The organism is Chryseobacterium piperi (assembly GCF_002285635.2).
GTDB lineage: Bacteria > Bacteroidota > Bacteroidia > Flavobacteriales > Weeksellaceae > Chryseobacterium > Chryseobacterium piperi.
Window position 1 is genome coordinate 4234156 of record NZ_CP023049.2, and the last position, 24235, is coordinate 4258390.

Sequence of the window (24235 nt, forward strand, 5' to 3'; positions counted from 1 at the left end):
TAAAAAAGAGGCTGTCTCAAAAGGACAGTCTCTTTTTAGTATTTCATTGAAAAAAGATTTCGATATTTTGAATAAAAAAAATATCTTGGAAAAAAGAAGATATAAGTCAAAAAAGCAGTCTGTTTTAGGCTGCTTTTGACATTTTCTTTAGATTGTGGCAATTGCGAGTATGCCGATTTCTACCTCGACTTTATTTTTTCCCCGAAGCATGAATCGTTTAAAATTTTTGTTGTGTTTGAGCTCTGCAAAAACAGGTTCAACATCATGGCATCTTTGTTTTCTGAGTTTGATGCCCTTGCTGGTATTAAGAAGTTTGAAAACCTTTTCTCTGATTTTTGCCAATTTAGGATTGTTTTGTGAAGTGGTTATTTGTCCAGATTTCTGATCTTTTCTGAAGTAATTATATTTAACATAAGCTTTTATTTTCTTAGATTTTAACAAGTTGTAATTTTCTTCTGAGCCATAACCAGCATCAGCAACAAGCTCTTTGGGAGCTTTATGATAGCTTTCTTCAAAACCCAGTAAATGAGTCGCTAATGTTTTGGTGTCTGTTGGGTTGGGATGAATTGAATAATGTAAAATGAATTGTCTATGGGTAGAAATTTGTAGATTGTAAGCGGGTTTTAGTTGTCCGTTTCGCATATGATCCTCCTTCATTCGCATAAAAGTAGCGTCTGTATCGGTTTTGGAATAGGAATTTCTATCTTCTAATAATTCTTGCTGTTTTTTATATTTCTCTAAATTATCTGCCCAGTTTTTCTTAGCATAATTCAGTTTCTGACGAACTTTTGAAGCTACTTTTTTATCTTTCAAAACTTCATTGATCTTTTCGATGGTTTGAGTTACTTTTTCAGAATCTACTTCTTTAAAATCAATACTTTCTGTATTTTCAAGCTCGTCTTTGGCAACTGTTTCTGCATAGTTCCAAAGCTCTTCTAATTGCTCTGCAATCCTTTCTTTGTGTTTTTTGACAGCTCTTCCCCAAACAAAAGTATAGCGATTGGCATTGGCTTCTATCTTGGTGCCATCTACAAAAGTGGTTTTCATACTTACCAAACCTTCCTTTTCCAAAAGAAGAACAATTTGTGTGAAAATAGCTTTAATCTCACCTTTCAATCGTTCACTACGGAACCTGTTTAAGGTGTTATGATCGGGACGGCTCATTGCAGAGAGCCACATAAAATGGATGTTTTCTTTCAAGGCCTGCTCCATTTTGCGGCTTGAATAGATATTGCTTAAATAGCCATAAATCAAAACTTTCAAAAGCATTTTCGGGTGGTAGCAAGATGTTCCGCCAGGTTTGTAGGTTTTAATTAAGCTTTTGATATCCAAGCCATCAATAATGTTTGAAACAATTTTCACAGGATGTCGCTCATCAATCAACTCCGATAAATTGGGAGGAAAAAGCAGATTTTCTTTGGGGGTGTAATCTTTAAAGACTACTTTTGACGTACTTAACACAATGCAAATTAATCAATTTGCAACTATTAGGAAAGCGAAAGCTTTCCTTTTTGCATAAAAAAGGCTATCTCTTTTGAGACAGCCTCTTGAATTTTACTAATCTGAATGATTATTTTTTCTTAGCACCAGAAACTGCTGTAGATAAGTCAGCTCCAGCCTTGAATTTAGCAACTTTTTTAGCAGCAATTTTGATTGGTTTTTTAGTTGCAGGGTTAATACCTTGTCTAGCAGCTCTCTCAGCAACTGAGAAAGTACCGAATCCTACTAAAGAAACTTTTCCGTCTTTTTTCTTTAAAGTAGTAGTAACGTTAGAAATGAAAGATTCAAGTGCAGACTTAGCTGCAACTTTTGTAATTCCTGCGTCTTTTGCGATTGCGTCGATTAATTCAGACTTGTTCATAATTTTTAATATTAAAGTTGGTTCGTAATTATAGCAAATATAATACTATTTTCTAATTGTGCAATTTTTTTATTAAATGTTGTGCAATTTTTTCACTTTTTCATGAAAAACATCAAAATATGATAATTAGGTTTTTCACGAAAAATCTACGTTACCCGTTACTAAAATCATGCCAAATGCTTATGTGTATTGACTTTAGCTAAATGATAATATTATTCTCTCTATTTATTAAATCCTAAATTTGTATAAACAATTAATATAATTGGCGATATGATTGTAGATTTAGTAAGTAAAATCGCAAAATTTTAATTTAAAAAAAATTAAATACCTGTGTATCTGGTGCTTTTAAAATCATTTTAAAATCTGATTTGTAAATTTTTATTAATAAATTTGCAGTATGTTAATAGAAGTTTTCAAATCTAAGATTCATAGGGTAAGGGTGACGGCCTCTGACCTTAATTATATCGGAAGTATAACCATTGATGAGGATCTGATAGAAGCTGCCGGATTGGTAGTGGGAGAAAGAGTATACATCGTTAATGTGAATAATGGGGAGCGTTTTGATACGTACATTATAAAAGGTAAGAGGAAATCCGGAGAAATATGCTTGAACGGACCTGCTGCAAGAAAAGTTCAGAAAGATGATATCATCATTATCATTGCTTATGCGCAGATGACTCCTGAAGAAGCAAAGACTTTCCAGCCGAAAATTGTTTTCCCGGATGAAAAAACCAACCTGCTTACTTAATTCATGGAGAAAAAGTCGACTAGTCCATTAAAATCAATCATTACAATTGTAATTTCGCTTGCATTTGCAGGCTTTTTTTTATGGCTTGCCTTAAAAGGGCTTGATTTTAAAGTAATACAGAAATCACTGGCTAAAGCCAACTATCTATGGGTGCTATTTGCTTCCGTGTTTGGAATTTTGGCATATTGGTTCAGGGCTATCCGTTGGAACCTTTTGTTGGAGCCTATGGGACACCAGATTTCTAACTCCAATTCTCTATGGTCTATTTCTTTTGGATATCTGATGAACCTGACGATTCCAAGAAGTGGTGAGGTGGCAAGAGCTACAGCATTGTATGGAGTGGAAGGAGTTCCTGTAGATAAATCTTTCGGAACGATTATATTGGAAAGGGTAGTGGATCTGATTTGTATGATGGGCTTTTTAGGATTGACCCTTATCTTTAAATACAAGGCTATTCTATCCTTTTATGAAAACTCTGGAATACAGCCTAATCCTAATAAAATTATAATAGGATTGCTGGTATTGGTTATCGGAACAATACTCTTTTTCGTTTTTAAAAAGAAGCTTTCAACTATTCCTGTTTTAGGAAAAGTTATCGGCTTTATAGATGGTATTTTTCAAGGAATTACTTCTATTTTTAGGCTAAAGCAGAAAGGGAAATTCATTTTGTATACATTAGGGATATGGATATCTTACTATTTTGCTGCTTATCTGGTGTGTTTTGCATTACCTGAAACTTCAGATTTTACAATTGCTGATGGATTTTTTATCATTGTAGTCGGCACATTGGGAATGATTGTTCCGGCCAGTGGAGGCATCGGAGCATTTAATCTCGCGATGAAATTTGGTTTTATGGCTCTATTTATCTCTATGGGGAAAAGCGCCGAATTAGGGAGTGAAATGGGGCTTACCTATTCCTTTATCTCTTTGCCCCTGCAAATTGTGATTATGCTGGTAATGGGACTGATTTCCATTCCTATGTTGGCTAAGGCAAGAAACAATAGAGTGAGTCATGCTGATATGGAAAATTAAATATTTTTAAATATATTATAAAAGCCCGGTCAATAAGATCGGGCTTTTTTATTGAAATATGATTTTCATAAAATAAGAATGTTCATCTTCACCAATAATTGTAAAACCTAAATCCGAATATAGTTTTTGTGCTTTATTAGTTTTTAAAACACTTAACGAAACGGATTTTCCGGTTAATGATGCTTCTGCAATAATATCCTGTAGAATGGCTTGTCCAATTCCTTTACCTTGCAGGTTGGGATCAATCTGAAGTTGCATCACTTCTATTTCATCTGTACGTCTGTCGATCTTCAACAAGCCGATAGGTTGACAGTCTAAAATAATGATATGAGCTTTTTCGAACTGATAGAGTACCCGCTTTAGTGTATATTCTTTTGTGGTGGGGAGATTGGAATTTTGATAGTGTTCGGTCATCGTTTTCATTCTTAGGTTAAGTAAGAATTCGACGTCGTTTTCCTGAGCCTTTCTGTATTCTAATTGCAGATTCATTGTATTTACCCTTTTCAATGTCACAGAAAAACGAAAATGTTTTTCAATGAAACGAATATATCGAAAAATAAATACTTATAAAAGTTTAAAGAAGCCCCTTTTCCCTATTTTGATTTTTGTTTCTCCTATGAGTTCTATTTCTTCATTAGGATCCAGTATTTTTATATTGTTGACCTGGATTCCTCCGCTTTCAATCAGTCTCCGGATTGCGGATTTACTTAAATCATTTTTTAGCTGATGGCATAATTCTATGATCATTATTTTATTCTGAAGGTGATTTAAAGAAACGATATAAACTGGTTGAAAGATCTTTTCTTCAAAGTTCTTATTTTGAAACTGATTGCTGAAAAACTCTTCAGCAGATTCTGCTGATAAAGCATCATGATATTGGGTGATGATATTTTTTGCGATTGATTTTTTAATGATCATGGGGTTCTCTCCCTGATCCATTCTGGATTTTAAATCCTGCTTTTCCTGAATGGAGAAATTGGTAGTGAGATTAATAAATTCATCAATCATAGCATCAGGAATCGACATAGTTTTTCCAAACATTTCGTTAGGATGATCGGTTAATCCAATAATATTATTCAGCGATTTACTCATTTTCTCTTTCCCGTCGAGCCCTTTCAGTAGGGGCATGCACATGACAATTTGTGGCGGTATTCCATGAGTTTCCTGAAGCTGCCTTCCCATGGTGCAATTGAATAACTGATCAGTTCCTCCCATTTCTATATCACATTCTATTTTTACAGAATCAAATCCCTGTAAAATAGGATACACCAGTTCGTGCATAGAGATTGGGGTATTTTCTGTGAATCGTTTGTTGAAATCGTTTCGGTGCATCAGCTGAGCTATTGTCACTTTTGATAGTAACTGAATCACTTCCGAGAAGTCCAGATGGTCTAGCCAGTCGGAATTAAATACGATTTGTGTTTTATCGATATCGATCACTTTTGAAAGTTGATTGATATAGGTTTGCGCATTATGCTGTACATCTTCAATACTTAAAGGTTTTCTGGCTTTGTTCTTCCCCGTAGGATCACCTATCCTTGCCGTGAAGCTGCCGACAACAATAATAATCTGATGTCCCAGGTCTTGAAACTGTTTCAATTTTTTAAGAACAACGGCATGCCCCAGGTGTAAGTCCGGAGCAGTAGGATCGAATCCTAGTTTGATGCTTAATTTTCTGTTTTCATTTTCGGCTTCTTGCAGCTTGTTCTCAAGCCCATTTTCCGGTAGAATAATATCTACGTTTTCTTTTAATACATGGATCATTTTATTCATTTTTTTTGCATGAAAAAAGCCCGAACATACAATGTTCGGGCTCTATATTATTTTAAAATTATTTTACTGAATTAGCTATATAGAAAATCTTCCCGAACCATAATCGGGTAGTAATACTCGCTGAAAAAAGGAAGACGTAATATGTTATTTAACTGTTTCATCTGAACAGCAAATATAGAAGTTTTTTTGATATTCATCAGAAACAGAAAGTAAAAAGTTGTTTCCTGATCAGAGAAAGATTGAAGAATTTTTTTTTATACTAATTTAATGAGATATATTTATTGTTAAATACAAATTATATACGAGATGAAAGCAATAGTTATTGAGCAGCCAGGTGGAGTAGAACAACTGATTCATACGGAAGTGCCTAAGCCAACGCCCGGAAAAGGTGAAGTTCTGGTAAAAGTAAAAGCGATAAGTGTCAACCCTATCGATACTATCGTAAGAGCAGATGAAAATGAATTTGCATGGGCATTCGGTGAAAAACGTCCGGTGATTCCCGGTTGGGATATTTCCGGTGATGTTGTTGAGAAAGGACCAGAGGCCGAGTCTTTTAATGTAGGGGATGCTGTTTTGGGATTAGTAAATTTTCCGGGTATCGGAAATGCTTATGCAGAATATGTTGCCGTTCCTGTTTCGCAATTGGCATTAAAGCCGGATCATGTTTCTTACGAAGAGGCTGCTGCTGCTACCCTTGCAGCAACTACGGCTTGGCAAGCCATCGTCACCAACGGAAAGGTGAAAAAAGGAGATAAAGTTTTGATTCATGCAGCCTCAGGTGGTGTTGGGCATTATGCGGTACAGATTGCCAAATCCTTTGGAGCTTATGTTATAGGTACTACTTCTGGAGCAAATATAGATTTTATAACTTCGATTGGAGTGGATGAGCCTATTGATTATACTCAGAAAGATTTTAGCCAGGAGGTATCTTCAGTAGATATTGTTTTGGATCCTTTTGGAGGGACTGTACTTGAAAAATCAGTAGGTATAATGAAGCCGGGTGGAAGGATCATTTCATTGCTTTCTCCTGAAGTTAATGAAGCAGCGACAAAAATAGTGGAGGAAAAAAATATAGAAATAATTCCGATGGTTGTTGAGTCTAATGGTGATGACATGAAGTCTATTGCAGGATTATTAGATAAGGGAGCATTGAAATCACATGTTGATTTTGTTTATCCTTTTTCTGAAATGGATAAAGCACATCTGCAGATAGAAAAACGGCGTACTGTTGGAAAAATAGTAGTTAATAATCTATAAAAAATACCGGCTGCACATACAGCCGGTATTTTTTTTATGTGAGTTTAGATTAAAATATCTCAATATTCAGAGCTTTCTGAATTACGAACGATATTTTCCAAACTGCCGTTGATTTCAGCATAAGTATTTCTAATCTGTTCTTTCCAGACTTCCAGATCTTCAGGTTTTACTCTGTCAGCCTTATCAAAAAAGAAATGCTGGTTGATTTCGAATCCACAATAGGTAAATATTCCTTTGTCAGAGGTAAGAGAGAGGGCTTTATCCATTCCGATACGCTCATATTCTTCATTAGATTTACCATGCGTATTGATAATAACTGTTTGTTTGCCTGTTAATAAACCTTTTTGAATTCCCTGATCATAACGGTAGGCATAACCATAGCTGAAAACCCGGTCTATATATCCTTTCATAATAGAAGGCATTCCTGTCCACCAGATGGGATAGATGAAAGTGACATGATCTGCCCAGGTAATGAATTCCTGCTCTACTCTGATATCGTCAGCAATTTGTCCCATTCTTTGTTCCTGGATATCCTGTAAAGAAAGGACAGGATTAAAATTAATCTGATTTAGATCCCTTACAATGAGTTCATGATCTTCAGATGTTAGAGTTTCTATTACAGTTTCCAATAAATGGTGATTTAAACTGTTTTCATTTGGGTGCGCATAAATAATTAGATGTCTCATTTTTTCTACTTTTTTAAATTTTATATGACAAAGGTAGAAGAGAGGACAAAGAGAAAATTGTAAGAAAACGAAATGTCGTTTATTCAGATTTGGGATTGCAGATATCCTGTTGGAATTTCAGATATTGAGAAGGTGATAGGTGGATGAAATGTTTAAAATCATGGATCAGCTGGCTTTGATCATAGTAATTACATTGATCGATGATGGAGAACCATTCTACTTTATTCTGGTTTTCTATTTCCTTTTCTATTAGCTGTATTGCTTTTGAAAAACGATTATAACGGTTGATTTCTTTTGAAGAATATCCGAACTGTTCCTTCTGCTTGAGTTGAATGGTTCTTTCACTTTGATTCGTTTTTTCTGCTATAGCTTTAATGGGATTTATATTTTCATTTTTAAAATGACTTAAAAGCTGACTGGTAGAATCCTGGTTTTGGAGATAAGGTCTGCAAAATTCCAGGATGTGATCTATCTGAGCCTTCGTAGAGTTTATGTTTGAAAGACGGTACCATAAATCGGTAAAACAGTTTTCTGCTAATAATTCATCGGGATTTATTGCTGAATGCTGGTCAACGATAACTTGTCCAAAAAACCTGAAAAACGCATCATCTTTAAAATTGGCTACTAAAATAGAAGTTTTCACTGGTAAAGTATATTCAAAAGAATGTCTTATAGGCCCAAATACCAGGCATTTGTCAACGGTTATGGTGGTGTTTTCTTTCGTTGTCATTGAAGCTCTTTCGCCAAAGCAAAACAGCAGGATAGTCTGGTAGGTGGGGAGTAACGTTTTCGTGATGGGGTGCCCTGAAGTATTCTCAGCAAAATAAAAATGAGAAAATATATTTTCGAATTCGTGAGGTACGGAAATTTTGAAATTATTGTATTCTGGTTCTTGCATAGCCGATTTTATAAGTTTTTTTTCATTTTATAGTTGATAAAATCAACGCCTTTTACCGCTACTGTTTGTTCTTGGATTACTTTGAATCCCATGTTTTCAAAAAAGGGTTTGGCTGTTTTACTTACATCTGCTGTCAGGATTTTTTGATTTTGCTTAATTGCTTCCTGTTCCATATGAGTATACAATAGTGAACCTATTCCCTTACGAAGGTAATCTTTATGAACAAATAGGAAATCAATATAATGCCCTTTATCCAGAGTACAGAAACCGGTGATTCTGTCATGATCTGTTGAGACTAAAACCAGTTGATTTTTGAAAACCCGCTCCCATCGTTCTTTATTTTCAATACCTGAACTCCAGACTCTGATTTGTTCATCATTGTAATCGTGGATGCATACATGATGAATGGTATCTGTAAAAAGCTGTTGCAGCTCATATAAATCTGTGTCTTTTGCTTTTCTGATCATAACCGTTAGAGTATATCTGATATAATTTAATTCTCTTAAAACTTTTGTTAATTAATGCTATGTATAAAATCGGCGGAAGTTCTTAATAATCATGGAGTTTGATGATAGGACCTTTGTAAAATCGGGTAAGGTCATATAACTCTGCAAAATATTGGTGGAGTATAGGTTCTGAATAGTCGATGAATTGATTTTCTGAATTTTTCAGGCCTGAATCAAATTCATCTTCTGCAAAAGAATATATGGTTTTATGCTCAGTTTTTAAAAAATCTATCAAAAGAAGATTAGGATTTTCTTTTTGATAAAACTGACTGACTAGCCCTGTGAAAAACAGCCCATAAATTAGAAATGGACTTAAATTTTCGGCATTGGATTTATAAGATAAGGAATTTTGAGAATGATCCTGATAATCAGCTAATATTTGGGAGAAATTTTTAACATTCGGCGGTGGAATGTCATAAAACTGATCTATTCCATGAACATATAATTGATTGATTACTTCTTCATTGCTATTTTGATCGGAATTTGTGTCCTTATATTCGTTTTCGAACCAATGAATGATAGAACGAAATTCTTCCGGAGAAAGATTTTCAATACTGTCTTTTACTTTTGTTTTAATAATTTCAAAGCTGGTCTTTCGATCCTCATCCAGAAAGTTAAGAACCGTTTCTTCTTCACTGCACAGCTTATTATACAAATTAATTTTGGCAATGTTAGGATTTGTTTTTATGAAATAAATTTCTTCTGCCATACTATTTTGTCTCGAAATTTTAAATAATTGCCACTAAGTGGTTACTAAAGATACAAATATGTTGGCGTATAATGCTAAAATTTTTAATGGATTTGTATGCAGTGCTTTATTCTATTTCTTCAAAGTTTGATGGAGTACAATTCTGTTTCCTTCAGAGTTTTCAAATTCAGCGATAGTAAAAGCCATATTTTTCATTCAGTGCTTACTTCAAAGAAAATGATAGTTCAATCGTTTCATTTTTATTATTGGATATACTTCTCAATTTCTGCTGTAATCTCATCCAGGTTTCCAAATTTTCTGGATATAATTTTTCCATTTTGATCCACCAAGATTTGTAATGGATAGCCTGTAGCGTGCAGTTTGGTACGGAATTCTTTATTCAGGTCAAAATAATTTTCCCAGGTTACTTTATTTTCGGCTAGTATTTTATTCGCACGCTCCATTCTCTCTTTCATCGTATCATCAGCAACACTTATAAATTGTACTCCTTTAGCCTTATAATTTTCGTATAGACTAACCAGTTTAGGAACGTCTTTAATGCACGGTTTGCAGGTAGTTGCCCAATAATCTATTAATGTGATTTTGTAATCTGAAAAGGTTGATTTATTGATCTTATCAGACGCATTAAGCTGAAGATCAGGAAAATTTTCTCCCACGCCTGTAGAACTTTCTATCTTAAGAACCTTATCAAATTCTTTATAACTGAAGATTCCTTTAACCTTTTTAGAGAATAATGACATGTTCTCAACATAACTTCTGTCAAAACCGTATTTTGAAAAATCATTCACAATTTCCCAAAATGCTACATATGAGCTCGGATTTTCATTGATGTAAGCTTTCAATAGCTTCTGTTTATATTCAATGTCTCTTGGGTCATTAGCCTCATAGGGCTTTAATTTTTTATCTGCTATTTCAAGCTGTTTTTTCAACCTTTTGTATTCTGCATTAGTTGATGTTTCGGAACCTGAAATAAAATCCAGATTTTTATTCTTAATCTGGATAGTGTAGTCTCCCTTTTCGATGAAGAAAATATCAGATCCATATCCTCCTTTTTCGATAGCATTAAAGTATCCAAATATAATAGGTTGGGGGTATTCTATTTGCCCGGTCACTATATTTGGATCATTAATCTTTATAAAAGCAGTATTAAAACCTTTCATAAATCTTACATTTTTGTTGGGCTGTATCGTGAAATTGTACAGTTTGTGAGTTTCTCCCATTCCCATTGGAGGAGCTATAGATATTGAGTCTTTCTCAAACACTGGAGCACTAATCTCCATTTTAAAATTGCTCTGGGAATAAATGGAACAAAATGATAAAAGAAATATAAATTGTGAAATTTGTTTCATAAATAAGATTTAAAAACTAAAGATATTATTTTTATTAACGATCTACATTAATGTTTTGAAGAAATGCTACAAAAAAAGAGACTAAAAAGCCTCTTGATGATCAATATGTAAATCTTTTTAAAAATCCATCACGGTATCCAATCCTCTTCTAAGTCCTTTAAACGTTCCTATTTTTTCAATGGCCAATAATCCTCCTTTGACATAAGGTTCGGCACTGGTTCCGGAATCGTGTCTGATGATTAATTTTTCGTCTTTTAATCCAAAAATAGTTTCTACAGCAATGACATGTCCAGGAAGTCTTACGGAATGAACATGCACACCTTCCATATCTGCACCTCTCGTTGCTTTTTCACCAATCAGCTGTTCATCAGGAATATGAACTAGGGGCTTTTGAACCTGGGCAAGACGATGTGCGAGCTCTCTTACCGTTCCACTTGGTGTATCAATTTTAAGCTCATGCGCATAATCGATGATTTCATAATTGGGAATATATTTTGCGGCAATTTCTGCGAATTTTTGTAAAAGGACAACCGTAATGGCAAAGTTTCCAACAGCCAGTACGGAAGTATTATTTTCCAAAGCTGTCTTTTCAATTTCAGTGTAATCTTCTGTCGTTAATCCTGAAGTCCCGACAATAACTCTTTTCCCTCTTTTCAGGGCAGCAAGTATATTGACTTTAGCAATGTCGGGTTTGGTATAATCAAACAATACATCAAAATCCACTGAGTCGAGTGCTTTTTCAATCGTATCAAATACCGGGATCTTATCATCTCCCAGATTCAGGAGTTCGGCAAGGTTTTTCCCATTATTGGAACGGGATAAGCCTCCTGAAAGTTGCATTCCCTCTTGTTTAAAAATAGCTTTACTCAGCTCAGAGCCTGCCCATCCGGTAGCTCCTGCAACGAATACTTTGATCATGATTTTTTTGTTTAAGTTAATACTATTTTTATTCTACCTCAAAAATTGCCTGAATCTCTACGGAAGAATTAACGGGGATTGAAGAAGCTCCCAAGGTAGCTCTGGCATGTTTTCCTTTTTCTCCGAATACTTCTACTGTTAAATCAGAAGCGACATTCATTAAGTCGGCATGTTTGGTATAGTCATCTTTGGTGTTGAAAATTCCGGTTAGTTGTACACATCGTTTCACACGATCTAAATCGCCGCCTACAGCTTCATTTAAAACCGATAAAACATTTAGCATTGTTGCTTTTGTTGCTTCTTTCACCTGATCTTCGTTCAATGTCACTCCGAGTTTTCCCGGATTTAAAATTTTACCATCTTTCAGAGCCACCTGATTAATAAAGATCAAGTTCCCGGAACGTACAAAAGGCTGATAATTTCCGGCAGGTTTAGGAACTTGCAGAAGCATAATCTGTTTTTGTTTTAAAACAGCATTAATGTCGGCAGACTTTTCATTTGAAGAATTGTTTGTAGCGGCTTTATTGGCAAAGGTTCCTTTTAGTGCTGTGGCTACTTTGGCAAAGTTTTCTCCCTGTAGCCTGGCTATATAACGTTCGCTTTCACTGGGACGTTCTACATTTTTTACAGATGCCAGACTGGTTACTCCTAATACCGTATTTCCCTGAGGAATATTTTTATTTACATTTTCAATACCACGAATGCCATTCGAAACTAAAACCATTCCATGAACTGCCAGGCTATTCCAAAATGATTGTATTGCCAGCTCTTTTCCGGCACCGCTTCCCGCAGACATAAATACGGTAGCAGGCATGCCTTCTAAAGAGTGATTCGTCCATAAGCTAACGGTTTTTGATAAAAACTCACTCATTCCAGTACTGATATTTCCGAAATAAATGGGAGAGCCAAAAGCAATTCCATCATACGTAGCTAATTCTTCAATAGAAGCAACTGGAATATCTTTCAATTTAGGATTCGTTGATACTTTTATCTGCTTAATTATAGCTTGTGCATTTCCTTTGTTTTCAATTCCTTTTGATATTTCTTTGGCTAATTCATAGGTTCCACCATTATCTGAATAAAAGAGAACCAAAACTTTGGCTTTATGTTCTTGTGCCATGATAGATTGGGTCATTATCAGGAGTAAAAAAACACTGATAATCTTGCTTATATTTTTCATAATCTTTTAGGTCTAAAATTCAAATACAAAATTAATTATGTCGTTTTTATTAAATTTGCCAAAAACAATATGCAAAACGCCAAAATAAAATGTGGGTTAATTGAAGAGGGTAAGGGCCTCTACAACGATGCTATTTCGAAAGATGCTTATGTGTGGTATGAAAAGGATTGGCAGCATGACGATTACGAGCATATACACGAAAGAGCCCAGCTCACCTATGTGGAAGAAGGATATCAGTATTTGCATATTGAACAGAAGATTTATCTTGTTCCTAAAAATCATGTAATCTGGATTCCTTCGGGAGTAAAACACCGGACTACTTCTGAAGCAAAAACAGTAAACCTGATGGTTATCTTATTTAAAACAGTCATTCGATCTGATTTTTTTAAAGACGTACATGTTTTTGCTGCACCCCCGGTTTTAAAAGAAATGCTTTTATATGCTTCTAAGTGGAACAAACTAGAATCTGAAGATGGAGAACAGAAGTTGTTTTTGAAAGCTTTATTAAACAGTTTGCCTAACTTTTGCAATGAGAGCCGGTTTTTAGAAATTCCTGTTCCGGAAGACCATCGGCTTATTCCGGTTTGCGATTATGTTAACAATCACTACCATGAGAATCTGAATGTAGGAGATATGGCCGATCTTGCAAAAATGTCTGTACGAAGTTTACAACGGATATTTAAAGAAGAAACAGGGATTACGCTCCAGAAGTACGGGCAATTGATCAGAATTTTAAAAAGTGTAGAACTTATCGACACCAAACAGTATACATTGAGTGAAATTGCTTTCAAAGTGGGGTATAAAAGCTTGTCGGCTTTTACATCTTCTTATATTTCTATTATGAAAGAAGGGCCGAAAGTAAAGAAAAATATCAGTTTCTAATCTCCATAAATAATTAATCTGCTTCGATATTTTTCAGCATGAAGAGAAGTTGAGCCATATATTGACAACTCAACTTGCAAAGGCCATTGGATGATCCTGATTATTTTTGGCTTTCCCTTACAGCCCGAATCAGTTTATCATTACGTTTTTCTGCTCTTTCGTTGGTTAGTGACATAGCAGCCCAAATAGCAGCAGGAATCCAGCCAATCACAGTGATTTGTAAAATAAAACATACAATTCCGGTCAATATTTTCCCACGAACGATGAACGATAAAAATGGGAGTAAAATAGCTAATAACATGATGTAAGTGTTTTTTTAATGGTGATACTTTTTCCAGGTAATTTAGTAAAATATTTTTATTTAAAATACCATCTTTCTTTTAATGATATCCAATTATTACGAATCTTGAACCGTTCTTTAATGAGACTGGGGATCAAAATAAGCTTTAAAAGTAAGCGGGTTTTCGGTTTTGTCTTCAGCTTCCTCAAGATACTCAAGGTACTCCTCCTGATGCTTTTCCATATAGATCATGACGATGGCCAGGTTGATAAATAGGTTTTTGTCTTCAGAATGTAAAGTTAATGCAGTCTTTAAATACACTAATGCCTTTTCGTTCTCTCCCATATCAGAATAGATTGCACCCATATTGATTAAAGCGGACGTGTTTTTGGGTTCAATGCTTAAAATTTCATCTAATTCTTTGATTAAAAGTTCATTGATGGTATCCCAATGATCATCATTTTCCCATCTTTTTGCCTGGAGTTTTTTTACGTTTTCTAATCTTAATGTTATATTATCCATGATCTGAAATTACTAATGGTCATTGGTTATTTTTTAGGTTTTATCTGATACGAAGTTCGGAATAAAAAACAGAAGTAATATCCTATTTATTATTTTGGTTAGCAGGCAGGATCCATTGTATTAAACTTTCACGTTCTACAATATTCCAGGAGTGCGGATGCTTTTTTCCATTCGCTCTGATTCCTCTGTTTTTTGTTTTTATAAATTCAGCTTGCTGGTTTCCTAAATCAAGTAGAGATAAATAAGCCTTTTCTAGTTTATAGGCATTGAGATCTTCATACTTTCGGTTTTTATTCTTCATTTGCCATTCCAGATCGGGTTCACAATACAGCCTTACTTTAATGTTTCTTAAATCTTTTATATTTTCAAGGGAATTTAATGATACAAGATAGGGCGAAAAGCTTTTGTATTTCTCGATGTTTTGTTTTGGATTACCGATTTCTTTTTCCAATAAATTAACTAAAAAGTGTCCTTCTTCTACAGCTTCCTGGTCTATATTTTTTGTGATATCATTTTTTGCCCCTTGATATAATTCTTCAAGATCAATCGGTGAATCAACAACGATGAGACCCTTGGGCTGGATTGGGTTTCTTGTTTTTATGAGATAGCTGGACAATAAAATGGCAACATTACCGCCACTGGAAAACCCTCCAATAAATATATTTTCTTTTTTGATGTTGTTTTCATTAAAGATGCTATTTAATGTTTGCGCATATTCTTTCTTTTCCACTTCGGTTAAGTAAAGCTGCTGATTGTAATCGAGAAGTAAGGTACTGATTCCTTCTTTTTCAATATCTTTTAGAAATTTAGCTTCAGTCTTTGTATTTTCAATGTCACAAGGATAGCATGGGAATAGAACAAGTACTGCTTTTTGTTGAGGTGTTATTTTCAATTCAAAGTGATTCCCTTTTATTGTTTTTATTTCCTGGCCGCTTATTTTGTAGGATAACAGAAAGCATAAGAAGAGGGGGATACAGATATTTTTAAACATATTAATTTTATGATTTAGCCAAGTTCTAAAAATAGAAAAAGCTTTTGAAGTTCAAAAGCTTTTTAATTGTATCCTTGAAATAACAAAAAGTAGGTTATTTTTCTACTGAAATCAAGAGCATCATGGGACGTCTTAATTCGTCTTTCATTTCTGCGAACTCTTTTAGCATTTGATCGCTAGGTTCCGGTTCGGTAATTTCTTTTATCTTGAAACCTTGTTTTAAAAGACTGCTGAGGTAACCGGTCAGAGTTCTATGATATTTTACTACATTTTCGCCTAAAAATGTAGTATCTCTTTTTCCTTGAATAAAATAATGATCTACAGGCCAATGCTGTTTTTCTCCATGAGACCCATAAGCCCAGTCCTGACTTCCTTCTGCTGTGAATATGGGGTGTTCTACTGAAAATACAAAATGTCCGCCAGGCTTTAGCCATTGGCATATATTCTGAGCCATTGTATTAAATGATTCTATATAATGGAAGGTTAAAGAGCTTAATATAAGATCAAATTGCTCAGCAGGATAGTCAACCTCTTCAAGAGCTTTTTGTACATATTCAATGCCATCAAGCTGATTAATTTCTCTGGCTTTTTCCAGCATTTTTTCGGAAAGATCAATCCCTGTTACAGATTTTGCTCCCTGCTCGACGGCATACCGACAATGCCAGCCAAAACCACATCCCAGATCAAGCACTGTTTTTCCGGTGAAGTCCGGCAGCATCTTTTTAAGAGCATGCCATTCTCCGGCTCCTTCCAATCCTATTTGAGAACGAAGCATTTTTTCATATTGCTCAAAAAAAGAGCTATCGTCGTATTTATTTTCTTTCATTACAGAATATCTGATTTTTGTATGATATTATCCAAAAGCTCTTTTCAGCAGGCTTTCTACTTTGGGTTCGCTTCCTCTGAAGTTTTTATACAGTTCCATCGGATCTTTTGTACCTCCTGAAGAGAGAAGTATTTTATATTTAGCAGCAATTTCAGGGTTAAAAATTCCGTTTTCTTTAAAATATTGAAATGCATCGGCATCCAGTACTTCCGCCCACTTGTACGAGTAATAGCCTGCAGAATATCCACCCTGGAAAATGTGTGAGAAACTTGGGCTCATAGCTGTTTCAGGGTTAGAAGGATAAAGCTGAGTTGCTTTTGTATACTGATCTTCAAATTCTTTCACACTTTCGTTGCCTAATTCTCCTACATTAGTATGATACATCATATCCAGAATTCCGAAACCTAATTGCCTCATCGTCTGATAGCCTTCCATAAAGTTTTTGGATTGTTCTATTCTTTCGATTTTATCATCAGGAAGCACTGCTCCGGTTTTATAATGCTTGGCAAAAGTCTTCAGGAATTCGGGTTCGTAACAGAAATTTTCAAGAAACTGTGATGGTAATTCTACGAAATCCCACTTTACGGAAGTTCCTGAAAGACCCGGGTACTGAGTATTAGCCAGTATTCCATGAAGGGCGTGACCAAACTCATGGAATAATGTGGTTACCTCCTGGAATGTCAATAAACTAGGAGTATCTTTTGTCGGTTTACTAAAATTGCAGACAATAGAGATATGCGGACGTGAATTTTCGCCATTCTTTTTGTATTGATTTTTGTAGCTTGTCATCCATGCTCCCGCTCTTTTTCCTTTTCTTGGAAAATAGTCTACATAAAGTAAAGCCTTATATTCGCCATTTTCTTTTACTTCATAGGTTTTTACATCATCGTGATATTTCGGAATGTCATTTCTTTCCTCAAAGGTTAGCCCAAAGAGCTGATGCGCTAATCCGAATACGGCATCTTGTACCTGGTTCAATGGGAAATATGGTTTTAGCTCTTCGTCATTCAGATCAAATTTTGCTTTACGAAGTTTTTCAGCATAAAACGGATGATCATAAGACTGCATTTCATCAATACCATCAGCCTTAGCCAATAATTTTAATTCATCAATTTCTGTTGTGGCAAAAGGCTTCGCTTTTATCAACAGCTCATTCAAGAAGTCAAGAACCTTGGTGGGGGATTTTGCCATTCTTTCTTCCAAAACAAAGTCAGCATAATTTTTATATCCCAGCAGCTCTGCTTTTTGCTGTTTTAGGCTGACAATCTCTTTGATGAGCTCCTGATTATCGAACTCTCCGCCGTCAAATGATTTTTTACCATTCGCTAAAGCCAATTCTTTTCTCAGTTCACGATTTTCTGCATAAGTCATGAATGGAATATAGCTGGGGTATTGTAATGTTATTACCCATCCTTCCAGATTTCTTTCTTTAGCCTCTTCAGCGTATTGCTCAATTATAGCATCCGGGATTCCTGCTAAATCGTCTTTGTTGGTGATATGTTTAAAATAAGCATTAGTAGATGCCAGTACATTTTGTCCAAATTTCAGTGATTTTAAAGACAGATCCATATTGATCTTCTTTAGTTTTTCTTTATCCTCCTCATTCAGTAAAGCTCCACTTCTTACAAAACCTTTATATGTTTCTTCCAAAAGCATTTTTTGTTCTTCATTGAGATTGTATTTCTCTCTTTCATCATATACTTTTTTAATCTTGTTGAACAAAGGTTCGTTCTGGGAGATCTTTGAAGAATATTCTGTTAAAATCGGAGATACTTCTTCCGCTATCTGTTGCAGTTCATCACTTGTTTCAGCAGAATTTACATTGAAAAAAATATTGGAAAGAACATCCAGCTTTTCACCTGAATAAGCTAAAGCTTCAATAATATTTTCAAAAGTGGGTGTTTCCGGATTATTGACAATTGCATTGATTTCGTCTTCAGATCTTTTGATTAACTCTTTAAAAGCAGGAAGATAATCTTCATTTTTAATATGATTAAAAGGTGCAGTATGGTAGGGGGTATTGAAATTTTCTGTTAGAATATTCATTGTTTATTTTTTTATTAATGTAAGAATAATTTGTAAAAAATGAAATCCTCAAAAATAGTGCCTTATTATCAAGTTATGACAAAGATGCTTATCTTTAGTTATTTAATGATTCACCTAATGAAAAAAATACTCTTTTGCTGTCTTTTCGTATATGGTTTCGCTGATGCTCAAATGGAGATCCAGCCCTATGGTGCTACGCCTTCTGAAAGACAACTGGCCTGGCATGATATTGAAGTTTATGGACTGATTCATTTTACACCTACGACTTTTGAAGATAAAGAATGGGGATATGGTGATGCTGATCCGAAAATTTTTAATCCTACCCATTTTGATGCAGATCAAATTGTAAAAGCAGCTAAAGCCGGCGGATTAAAAGGAATAATATTAGTAGCCAAGCATCATGACGGGTTTGCATTATGGCCTACTCAAACAACGGGATATAATATCTCAAAAAGTCCTTTCAGAAACGGTAAAGGAGATATGGTAAAAGAGGTACAGCTTGCTGCTCAAAAATACGGATTGAAATTCGGTGTTTATTGTTCCCCGTGGGATAGAAATAATCCGGAATATGGAACAGCTGATTATCTTTCAGTTTATCAGGCCCAGCTAAAGGAACTATACAGCAATTATGGAAACCTGTTTATGAGTTGGCATGATGGTGCGAATGGTGGAGATGGTTATTATGGAGGTGCCAGGGAAACAAGGAATATAGATAATACCGTTTATTATGATTGGAAAAATACCTGGAATATTACCCGTAAAATGCAGCCTATGGCTAATATATTCAGTGATGTTGGTCCTGATGTTCGATGGGTAGGTAATGAAAAAGGTCATGCCGCTGAAACAAGCTGGGCAACCTTTACTCCGTTGGCTCCGGAAGGAAAAAATGAAGCTGTACCCGGACAGGCTAACTATCCGCAGAGTCCTACAGGTATAAGGAATGGACAATTTTGGATGCCGGCGGAATGTGATGTTCCCCTCAGAAAAGGTTGGTTTTTTCATGCTCAGGAGAAACCCAAGACTCCCGAAGCTTTATTTGATCTTTACCTGAAAAGTGTTGGGAGAGGTGCCGGATTAGACTTAGGGCTGGCTCCAGATACCCGAGGTCAGCTTCATGAAGATGATGTAGCAGCATTACAGACTTTTGGAATGATGATCGAAAAGACTTTTGCTAACAATCTGGCGAAAGGAGCGACTATCAAAACAAGTAATAGCAGAGATCAAGTGCATATTCCTGCTAATTTATTAGATAATGATCAACATAGTTTTTGGGCAACTTCGGATAATGTACATCAAGCAAGCCTGGAAATCAACCTTCCCGTTCCCCAAACATTTGATATCATAAGCTTGCAAGAGTTTATTCCTTTAGGACAAAGAATTGAAGCCTATACTATTGAAGTGTTTAACGGTAAGGTATGGGAAAAGATTTACGATGGGACGAGCATTGGAGCCAAGAGATTGATTAAGTTGACTCATCCGCTTACCACTGACAAACTGAGAATTAATATCACAGAATCGCCGGTTTGTATTACACTCAGTGAGCTAGGGCTTTATAAAAAAACAATACTGTAACGATATGAATACTCAGCTTACAGTGGATCTTAGTATGTCATTCTACTTTTTTGATAATCTTGTCATAAGAGAAGAAAGAATTCTACCGGAACATTTACTTTTGATCTAACATTTAAACTATAAAAACTATGAAAACAATTTTGAAAATTTTGGGAATATTGATCGTACTGGCCATTTTATATGTAGTCTTTGCTATGTTGGTTTTTAGTAAAGACTATCATTTTGAAAGATCAGTTATTATTAATGCTCCTAAGGAAAAAGTATGGCAACATGTAGGATCTACAAAAGCATTTAATACATGGAACCCTTTCGCCAAAGCAGATAAGAATATTATGATTACATATTCGGGAGCCAGTGGTGAAGTAGGGGATTCGTACCACTGGAAAGGTAATGATGAAGTAGGTGAAGGGGAACAGACTGTAACTGCGGTAGTGCCTAATGAAAAACTAACCAGCAAACTTCATTTTATCAAACCTTTTGAAGGAGATGCAACTGCGAATTTTATTTTGACTCCGGAAGGAAATAAAACAAAAGTAACCTGGGCCATGGATAATGAGCTCAATACGATGATGAAAGTGATGAAGCCTATGATGGATAATCAAATGGGAAAAACCTTTGACCAGGGCTTAAGGGAGCTGAAAAAATTAGCAGAACAATAAAAAATGAAAGCCTTGTCAATCCACAAGGCTTTTTTTAAAACATAGTTTTAATTTTTTTGGAAGATAAATGTATTATTTAAAAAAATATTATCTTTATGTAAAGATTTAGATTTATGGAGAAGATCGTATTTGAAAAAAATGATATAAGAACCTATGTCAAAAATGTGATTGCTGAAAAAATAGATAAATTAAAAAAATTCATAGAATTTACTTTAGATGCAAGTCGCGATATCAAAAAAACTCCAAAATATGACAGCATGCGTGAGGAAATGCAGGAAGAGATTTATCAGATGCAGAAACAGCTTGGAGCTCTCAATGATTTGCAGAGGAATATGTCAAGAGTTTTAAATAATACTACAGAAAGGGTACAAATAGGTTCTTTAGTCATTACGAATAAAGCCCGTTTTTATATTTCGGTTTCTTTAGGAGAATTCTTTTTTGAAGGAGACCGGTTTTATGCAATATCTCCCGAAAGCCCAATGGCAAAAAAAATGATGGGAATGAAATCCGGAGATGCCTTTACGTTAAATAATATTCATCAGGAGATCGTAGAGGTCTTATAATTTTTTTAGTGTTACATAGATCTTACGATTTTCATTTCAAAATAAAGTAAAAACTTCAAATTTAATTTGAAGTTTTTACTTTTAAAAATACAGGTATAAATAGATTACATATTGTAATTTTGTGTTTATGAATAAGACCGAAACTTTAAAAACAATTATAGAACAAAGAAGAAGTATTTTCCCTAAAGATTATACGGAAACAGAAATATCACAGGATGTTCTTGATGAGATCCTGCACTCCGCTACATTGGCTCCGAATCATAAGCGTACAAAACCATGGCGTTTTAAAATATTTAAAGGGGAAGAAAAAGCTCAGCTGGCTGCCGAAATGCAAAGTATTTATAAAGCAACACAACCTGAACAAACATTCCTGGAGAAAAAATATAATGATATAGGCTTTAAAATTAATAAAGCGGATGTTGTGGTGTCTATTGTCGTTAATTTCAGTGGAATGGTTCCTGAGTGGGAAGAAATTGCAGCGGTTTCCATGGCTGTACAAAATATGTATCTTACCTGCACAGCCAATGAAGTAGGTTGTTACTGGAGCTCTCCCGGTATTGTCAGTCACTTGAAAGATTCTTTAACCATTGAAGAAAACCAAAAATGTTTAGGGCTTTTCTATATGGGAAGATTGGATTAATTGAGTCAATTTGAAAATCTATTAATGAAAAAAAATATCAAATTATTGCATTTTCAAATTACCAAATCAAAAAATTGTTTATCTTTGCACACTTAAATATTTAACTGGGACGAGTTCCCTTAAAATTCAAACATTATGTCAGTAAAAATCAGATTACAAAGACACGGTAAAAAAGGAAAACCTTTTTTCCACATCGTGGTTGCAGATTCTAGAGCAAGAAGAGATGGTAGATTCATCGAAAAACTAGGAACTTACAACCCAATTACTAACCCTGCAACTATCGATTTGAACGTTGATTCTGCTGTAAAGTGGTTAAACAACGGTGCTCAACCAACTGATACTGCAAAAGCTATCCTTTCTTACAAAGGAGCACTTTACAAAAAACACTTACAAGGTGGTGTTGCTAAAGGAGCTTTTGATGAGGCTGAAGCTGAAAAGAGATTCGCAGCTTGGGTAGATGCTAAAGAACAAAAAGTACAAGGAAAAGTAGAAGGTTTAACTAAAGCTCAGGCTGATGCTAAAAAAGCTGCTTTAGAAGCTGAAGCTAAAGTAAATGAAGCTAGAGTAGCTGCTGCTGCACAAGCTGAAGCTGATGCTAAGGCTGCTGAAGAAGCTGCTAACGCACCTGCTGAGGAAGTTGTTGCTGAAGAAACTACAGAAGGAGAAGCTCCTGCTGCAGAAACTGAAGAAAACACTGAAGCTTAAGAAACACCTGTATGCGTAAAGAAGATTGCTATTTTTTAGGAAAAATCACACGCAGACATGGCCTTGCGGGAAACGTTATTCTTAAATTGGATACCGATCAACCCGAACTTTACAATAAACTGGAATCAATATTCGTTGAAATCAACGGATTATTGGTTCCTTTTTTTATTGAAAAATCTTCATGGAGCAAATTAGATGCTCTGAATATTGCTTTCAAAAATTCCTCTGAGGCATTAGTAGAACAGTCACTGGGTAAAAGTGTTTACTTACCACTTGCTACGCTGCCCAAACTTTCCGGTAAAAAGTTTTATTATCATGAAGTCATCGGATTTAATATTCTTGATGAAAATGATAATGACTGTGGTGTCATCAGATCTATTAACGATCAGACCGCTCAGAATTACTTTGTGACCAACCTGGATGGAAAAGAGGTCGTTATTCCTATTATTAAAGACTGGATTCTTGAAGTAAACAGAGAAGAAAGGTTTATTAAAATGCAATTGCCTGAAGGTCTTATCGATGTCTTTTTAGTTCCTTCTAAAAAAGACGAGTAATTTTTTATTACTTATTCCCATTTATTATTGATATACAGATCGTAGATTGTTATTTATCAACTATCAACTATCAAACCCAATAAGGATTTCTATAACTTTTCTTTTAAATGATCAATCTGTTGTTGCATAGTATTAAAGAATACTTTTCTGTCTCGGTTTCCGGAAGTGTTCAGTGATCTGGAGTTTTTAATCTGATGTTCAAAATAGCTCAATGAATCCTGGCAGGTCATCTTGTCATTGGTCATCATATAGCCAAACATACTAAACGGAACAAAAAAAAGAACACTGCTGATCATTTTTAAATAAAATACTATTGTTTAAAATTACTAAATCATTAGCAAATATCTGAAAATTAGGCTGATGGATGGTTTTGTATTCCAGATTTTCTAATAGTTTTTTTAAATCTTCTAATATTAGTATGGCTTCTTCCTTTTTTAATAATCCAATTTCAGAGTAGAAAGAAATTTGTCTTAAAGCACTCATGATCGTAGTATCATTCCAAACCTCTGTGACATTCTGTTTTTCGTACAGCTCAATAAGTGATTCATTTTTAGGTGAATGGTATTGTATTTTGAATTCATTAAATGGGCTCAGAAACTGATCCTGGTTCAATAAATTCATCCATACGTAAAATTTGAAACGCGATAAGATAGAATCTGAAATCGTATAGAAAAATGGGATATCTTTCGCAGAATAAAAGACCTGTGAATTAGTGATATTGTGGAAAACATCAAGAATTTTAAGTGAGTTTTCAAAATAGTTTAATAAGTCTTCTGTGGTTCGTACAGGTTGGGTTCTTTTTACTACCAACTGGTTTTCAGTTCCTAAAAACTGATCCAAAGAAATCTGATAATGTTTAGCGAGTTCCAATGCCTCTTCGAAACTGAACTTAGCCTTTAGTGAAGTACGTCGGTGTGCAGCATCATAACTTATATTCAGAATATTAGCAATCTCATCATTCAATGAGCGATCACCTATCTTTCTTCGAATCTCTTTTAATAATGCTTCCTGATGCATAATTTGTGATTTTCACAAATGTAGTATTTTTTTTAATTCCTTTTCACATTGAGACTGGTGT

Annotated in this window: 28 protein-coding genes; 10 read left to right on the forward strand and 18 right to left on the reverse strand. The window is 34.9% G+C overall.

Annotation, left to right across the window (positions count from 1 at the left end):
• Positions 1-147: 147 nt before the first annotated feature.
• Together CJF12_RS18515 and CJF12_RS18520 are read right to left on the reverse strand one after the other, a co-directional pair.
• Positions 148-1461 carry an IS1182 family transposase gene (locus tag CJF12_RS18515; protein WP_095591210.1) on the reverse strand — a complete coding sequence of 438 codons (1314 nt, stop codon included), beginning with the start codon at positions 1459-1461 and terminating at the stop codon, positions 148-150.
• Positions 1462-1570: 109 nt separating this feature from the next.
• A complete protein-coding gene (locus CJF12_RS18520; RefSeq protein ID WP_034682524.1) occupies positions 1571-1861 on the reverse strand; it encodes an HU family DNA-binding protein in 291 nt (96 codons plus the stop codon).
• A 397-nt stretch (positions 1862-2258) separates the two neighbouring features.
• Here CJF12_RS18520 and panD point away from each other — a divergent pair, with 397 nt between their 5' ends.
• Together panD and CJF12_RS18530 are read left to right on the forward strand one after the other, a co-directional pair.
• On the forward strand, positions 2259-2609 hold the full coding sequence (gene panD / locus CJF12_RS18525; RefSeq protein ID WP_034682525.1) for an aspartate 1-decarboxylase: 351 nt from the start codon (positions 2259-2261) through the stop codon (positions 2607-2609).
• Between the two features lie 3 nt (positions 2610-2612).
• The gene (locus CJF12_RS18530) at positions 2613-3641 is read left to right on the forward strand and encodes a lysylphosphatidylglycerol synthase transmembrane domain-containing protein (protein WP_034682526.1); all 1029 of its coding nucleotides are present in this window, start codon (positions 2613-2615) and stop codon (positions 3639-3641) included.
• Between the two features lie 48 nt (positions 3642-3689).
• Here the strand turns inward: CJF12_RS18530 and CJF12_RS18535 are convergent, their stop codons facing one another.
• On the reverse strand, positions 3690-4130 hold the full coding sequence (locus CJF12_RS18535) for a GNAT family N-acetyltransferase (RefSeq protein WP_034682527.1): 441 nt from the start codon (positions 4128-4130) through the stop codon (positions 3690-3692).
• A gap of 75 nt (positions 4131-4205) precedes the next feature.
• The gene (gene tyrS, locus CJF12_RS18540; RefSeq protein ID WP_084675611.1) at positions 4206-5405 is read right to left on the reverse strand and encodes a tyrosine--tRNA ligase; all 1200 of its coding nucleotides are present in this window, start codon (positions 5403-5405) and stop codon (positions 4206-4208) included.
• A gap of 315 nt (positions 5406-5720) precedes the next feature.
• On the opposite strand from tyrS, the gene CJF12_RS18545 reads away from it, so the two are divergent.
• Entirely contained in the window at positions 5721-6671 is a 951-nt protein-coding gene (locus CJF12_RS18545) for an NADP-dependent oxidoreductase (protein WP_034682529.1), read from the forward strand.
• 59 nt (positions 6672-6730) lie between these two features.
• On the opposite strand, the gene CJF12_RS18550 is transcribed toward CJF12_RS18545, so the two are convergent.
• From CJF12_RS18550 to CJF12_RS18580, 7 genes are all read right to left on the reverse strand, one after another.
• On the reverse strand, positions 6731-7357 hold the full coding sequence (locus CJF12_RS18550) for an NAD(P)H-dependent oxidoreductase (protein WP_051887208.1): 627 nt from the start codon (positions 7355-7357) through the stop codon (positions 6731-6733).
• A gap of 79 nt (positions 7358-7436) precedes the next feature.
• The gene (locus tag CJF12_RS18555; RefSeq protein WP_034682530.1) at positions 7437-8255 is read right to left on the reverse strand and encodes a helix-turn-helix domain-containing protein; all 819 of its coding nucleotides are present in this window, start codon (positions 8253-8255) and stop codon (positions 7437-7439) included.
• Positions 8256-8263: 8 nt separating this feature from the next.
• Entirely contained in the window at positions 8264-8722 is a 459-nt protein-coding gene (locus tag CJF12_RS18560; protein ID WP_034682531.1) for a GNAT family N-acetyltransferase, read from the reverse strand.
• Positions 8723-8804: 82 nt separating this feature from the next.
• A complete protein-coding gene (locus CJF12_RS18565; protein ID WP_034682532.1) occupies positions 8805-9470 on the reverse strand; it encodes a hypothetical protein in 666 nt (221 codons plus the stop codon).
• Positions 9471-9712: 242 nt separating this feature from the next.
• Positions 9713-10819, reverse strand: coding sequence for a TlpA family protein disulfide reductase (locus CJF12_RS18570; RefSeq protein ID WP_084675607.1), 1107 nt, complete (start codon positions 10817-10819; stop codon positions 9713-9715).
• Between the two features lie 117 nt (positions 10820-10936).
• Positions 10937-11737 carry a 4-hydroxy-tetrahydrodipicolinate reductase gene (gene dapB / locus CJF12_RS18575; protein ID WP_095591211.1) on the reverse strand — a complete coding sequence of 267 codons (801 nt, stop codon included), beginning with the start codon at positions 11735-11737 and terminating at the stop codon, positions 10937-10939.
• A 28-nt stretch (positions 11738-11765) separates the two neighbouring features.
• Positions 11766-12917: an NAD(P)H:quinone oxidoreductase gene (locus tag CJF12_RS18580; RefSeq protein ID WP_034682535.1), complete on the reverse strand. Its 1152-nt coding sequence runs from the start codon at positions 12915-12917 to the stop codon at positions 11766-11768.
• 69 nt (positions 12918-12986) lie between these two features.
• Between CJF12_RS18580 and CJF12_RS18585 the strand changes: the two genes are divergently transcribed.
• Positions 12987-13799 carry a helix-turn-helix domain-containing protein gene (locus tag CJF12_RS18585; RefSeq protein WP_034682536.1) on the forward strand — a complete coding sequence of 271 codons (813 nt, stop codon included), beginning with the start codon at positions 12987-12989 and terminating at the stop codon, positions 13797-13799.
• Between the two features lie 100 nt (positions 13800-13899).
• Here CJF12_RS18585 and CJF12_RS18590 read toward each other — a convergent pair whose 3' ends face one another.
• From CJF12_RS18590 to CJF12_RS18610, 5 genes are all read right to left on the reverse strand, one after another.
• Positions 13900-14100: a YqaE/Pmp3 family membrane protein gene (locus tag CJF12_RS18590; protein ID WP_034682537.1), complete on the reverse strand. Its 201-nt coding sequence runs from the start codon at positions 14098-14100 to the stop codon at positions 13900-13902.
• 117 nt (positions 14101-14217) lie between these two features.
• On the reverse strand, positions 14218-14601 hold the full coding sequence (locus CJF12_RS18595; protein WP_034682538.1) for a tetratricopeptide repeat protein: 384 nt from the start codon (positions 14599-14601) through the stop codon (positions 14218-14220).
• Positions 14602-14683: 82 nt separating this feature from the next.
• A complete protein-coding gene (locus CJF12_RS18600; protein ID WP_051887209.1) occupies positions 14684-15592 on the reverse strand; it encodes an alpha/beta hydrolase in 909 nt (302 codons plus the stop codon).
• A 94-nt stretch (positions 15593-15686) separates the two neighbouring features.
• Positions 15687-16418 carry a class I SAM-dependent methyltransferase gene (locus CJF12_RS18605; RefSeq protein WP_034682539.1) on the reverse strand — a complete coding sequence of 244 codons (732 nt, stop codon included), beginning with the start codon at positions 16416-16418 and terminating at the stop codon, positions 15687-15689.
• Positions 16419-16445: 27 nt separating this feature from the next.
• Entirely contained in the window at positions 16446-18464 is a 2019-nt protein-coding gene (locus CJF12_RS18610) for a M3 family metallopeptidase (RefSeq protein WP_034682540.1), read from the reverse strand.
• Positions 18465-18581: 117 nt separating this feature from the next.
• Between CJF12_RS18610 and CJF12_RS18615 the strand changes: the two genes are divergently transcribed.
• From CJF12_RS18615 to rimM, 6 genes are all read left to right on the forward strand, one after another.
• A complete protein-coding gene (locus CJF12_RS18615) occupies positions 18582-20036 on the forward strand; it encodes an alpha-L-fucosidase (RefSeq protein ID WP_051887215.1) in 1455 nt (484 codons plus the stop codon).
• 128 nt (positions 20037-20164) lie between these two features.
• Positions 20165-20695 carry an SRPBCC family protein gene (locus CJF12_RS18620; protein WP_034682541.1) on the forward strand — a complete coding sequence of 177 codons (531 nt, stop codon included), beginning with the start codon at positions 20165-20167 and terminating at the stop codon, positions 20693-20695.
• Positions 20696-20808: 113 nt separating this feature from the next.
• Positions 20809-21258, forward strand: a complete 450-nt coding sequence (locus CJF12_RS18625) for a hypothetical protein (protein ID WP_034682542.1) — start codon at positions 20809-20811, stop codon at positions 21256-21258.
• 127 nt (positions 21259-21385) lie between these two features.
• Complete coding sequence (locus tag CJF12_RS18630) at positions 21386-21898, forward strand: nitroreductase family protein (protein WP_034682543.1); 513 nt, start codon at positions 21386-21388, stop codon at positions 21896-21898.
• 135 nt (positions 21899-22033) lie between these two features.
• Positions 22034-22603: a 30S ribosomal protein S16 gene (locus CJF12_RS18635; RefSeq protein ID WP_034682544.1), complete on the forward strand. Its 570-nt coding sequence runs from the start codon at positions 22034-22036 to the stop codon at positions 22601-22603.
• Positions 22604-22614: 11 nt separating this feature from the next.
• Complete coding sequence (rimM, locus tag CJF12_RS18640) at positions 22615-23157, forward strand: ribosome maturation factor RimM (protein ID WP_034682545.1); 543 nt, start codon at positions 22615-22617, stop codon at positions 23155-23157.
• A gap of 89 nt (positions 23158-23246) precedes the next feature.
• Here rimM and CJF12_RS20290 read toward each other — a convergent pair whose 3' ends face one another.
• On the reverse strand, positions 23247-23453 hold the full coding sequence (locus CJF12_RS20290; RefSeq protein ID WP_228379068.1) for a hypothetical protein: 207 nt from the start codon (positions 23451-23453) through the stop codon (positions 23247-23249).
• Complete coding sequence (locus CJF12_RS18645) at positions 23419-24174, reverse strand: helix-turn-helix domain-containing protein (protein ID WP_228379069.1); 756 nt, start codon at positions 24172-24174, stop codon at positions 23419-23421. Before CJF12_RS18645 ends, CJF12_RS20290 begins: the two co-directional genes overlap by 35 nt.
• Between the last annotated feature and the right edge of the window lie 61 nt (positions 24175-24235).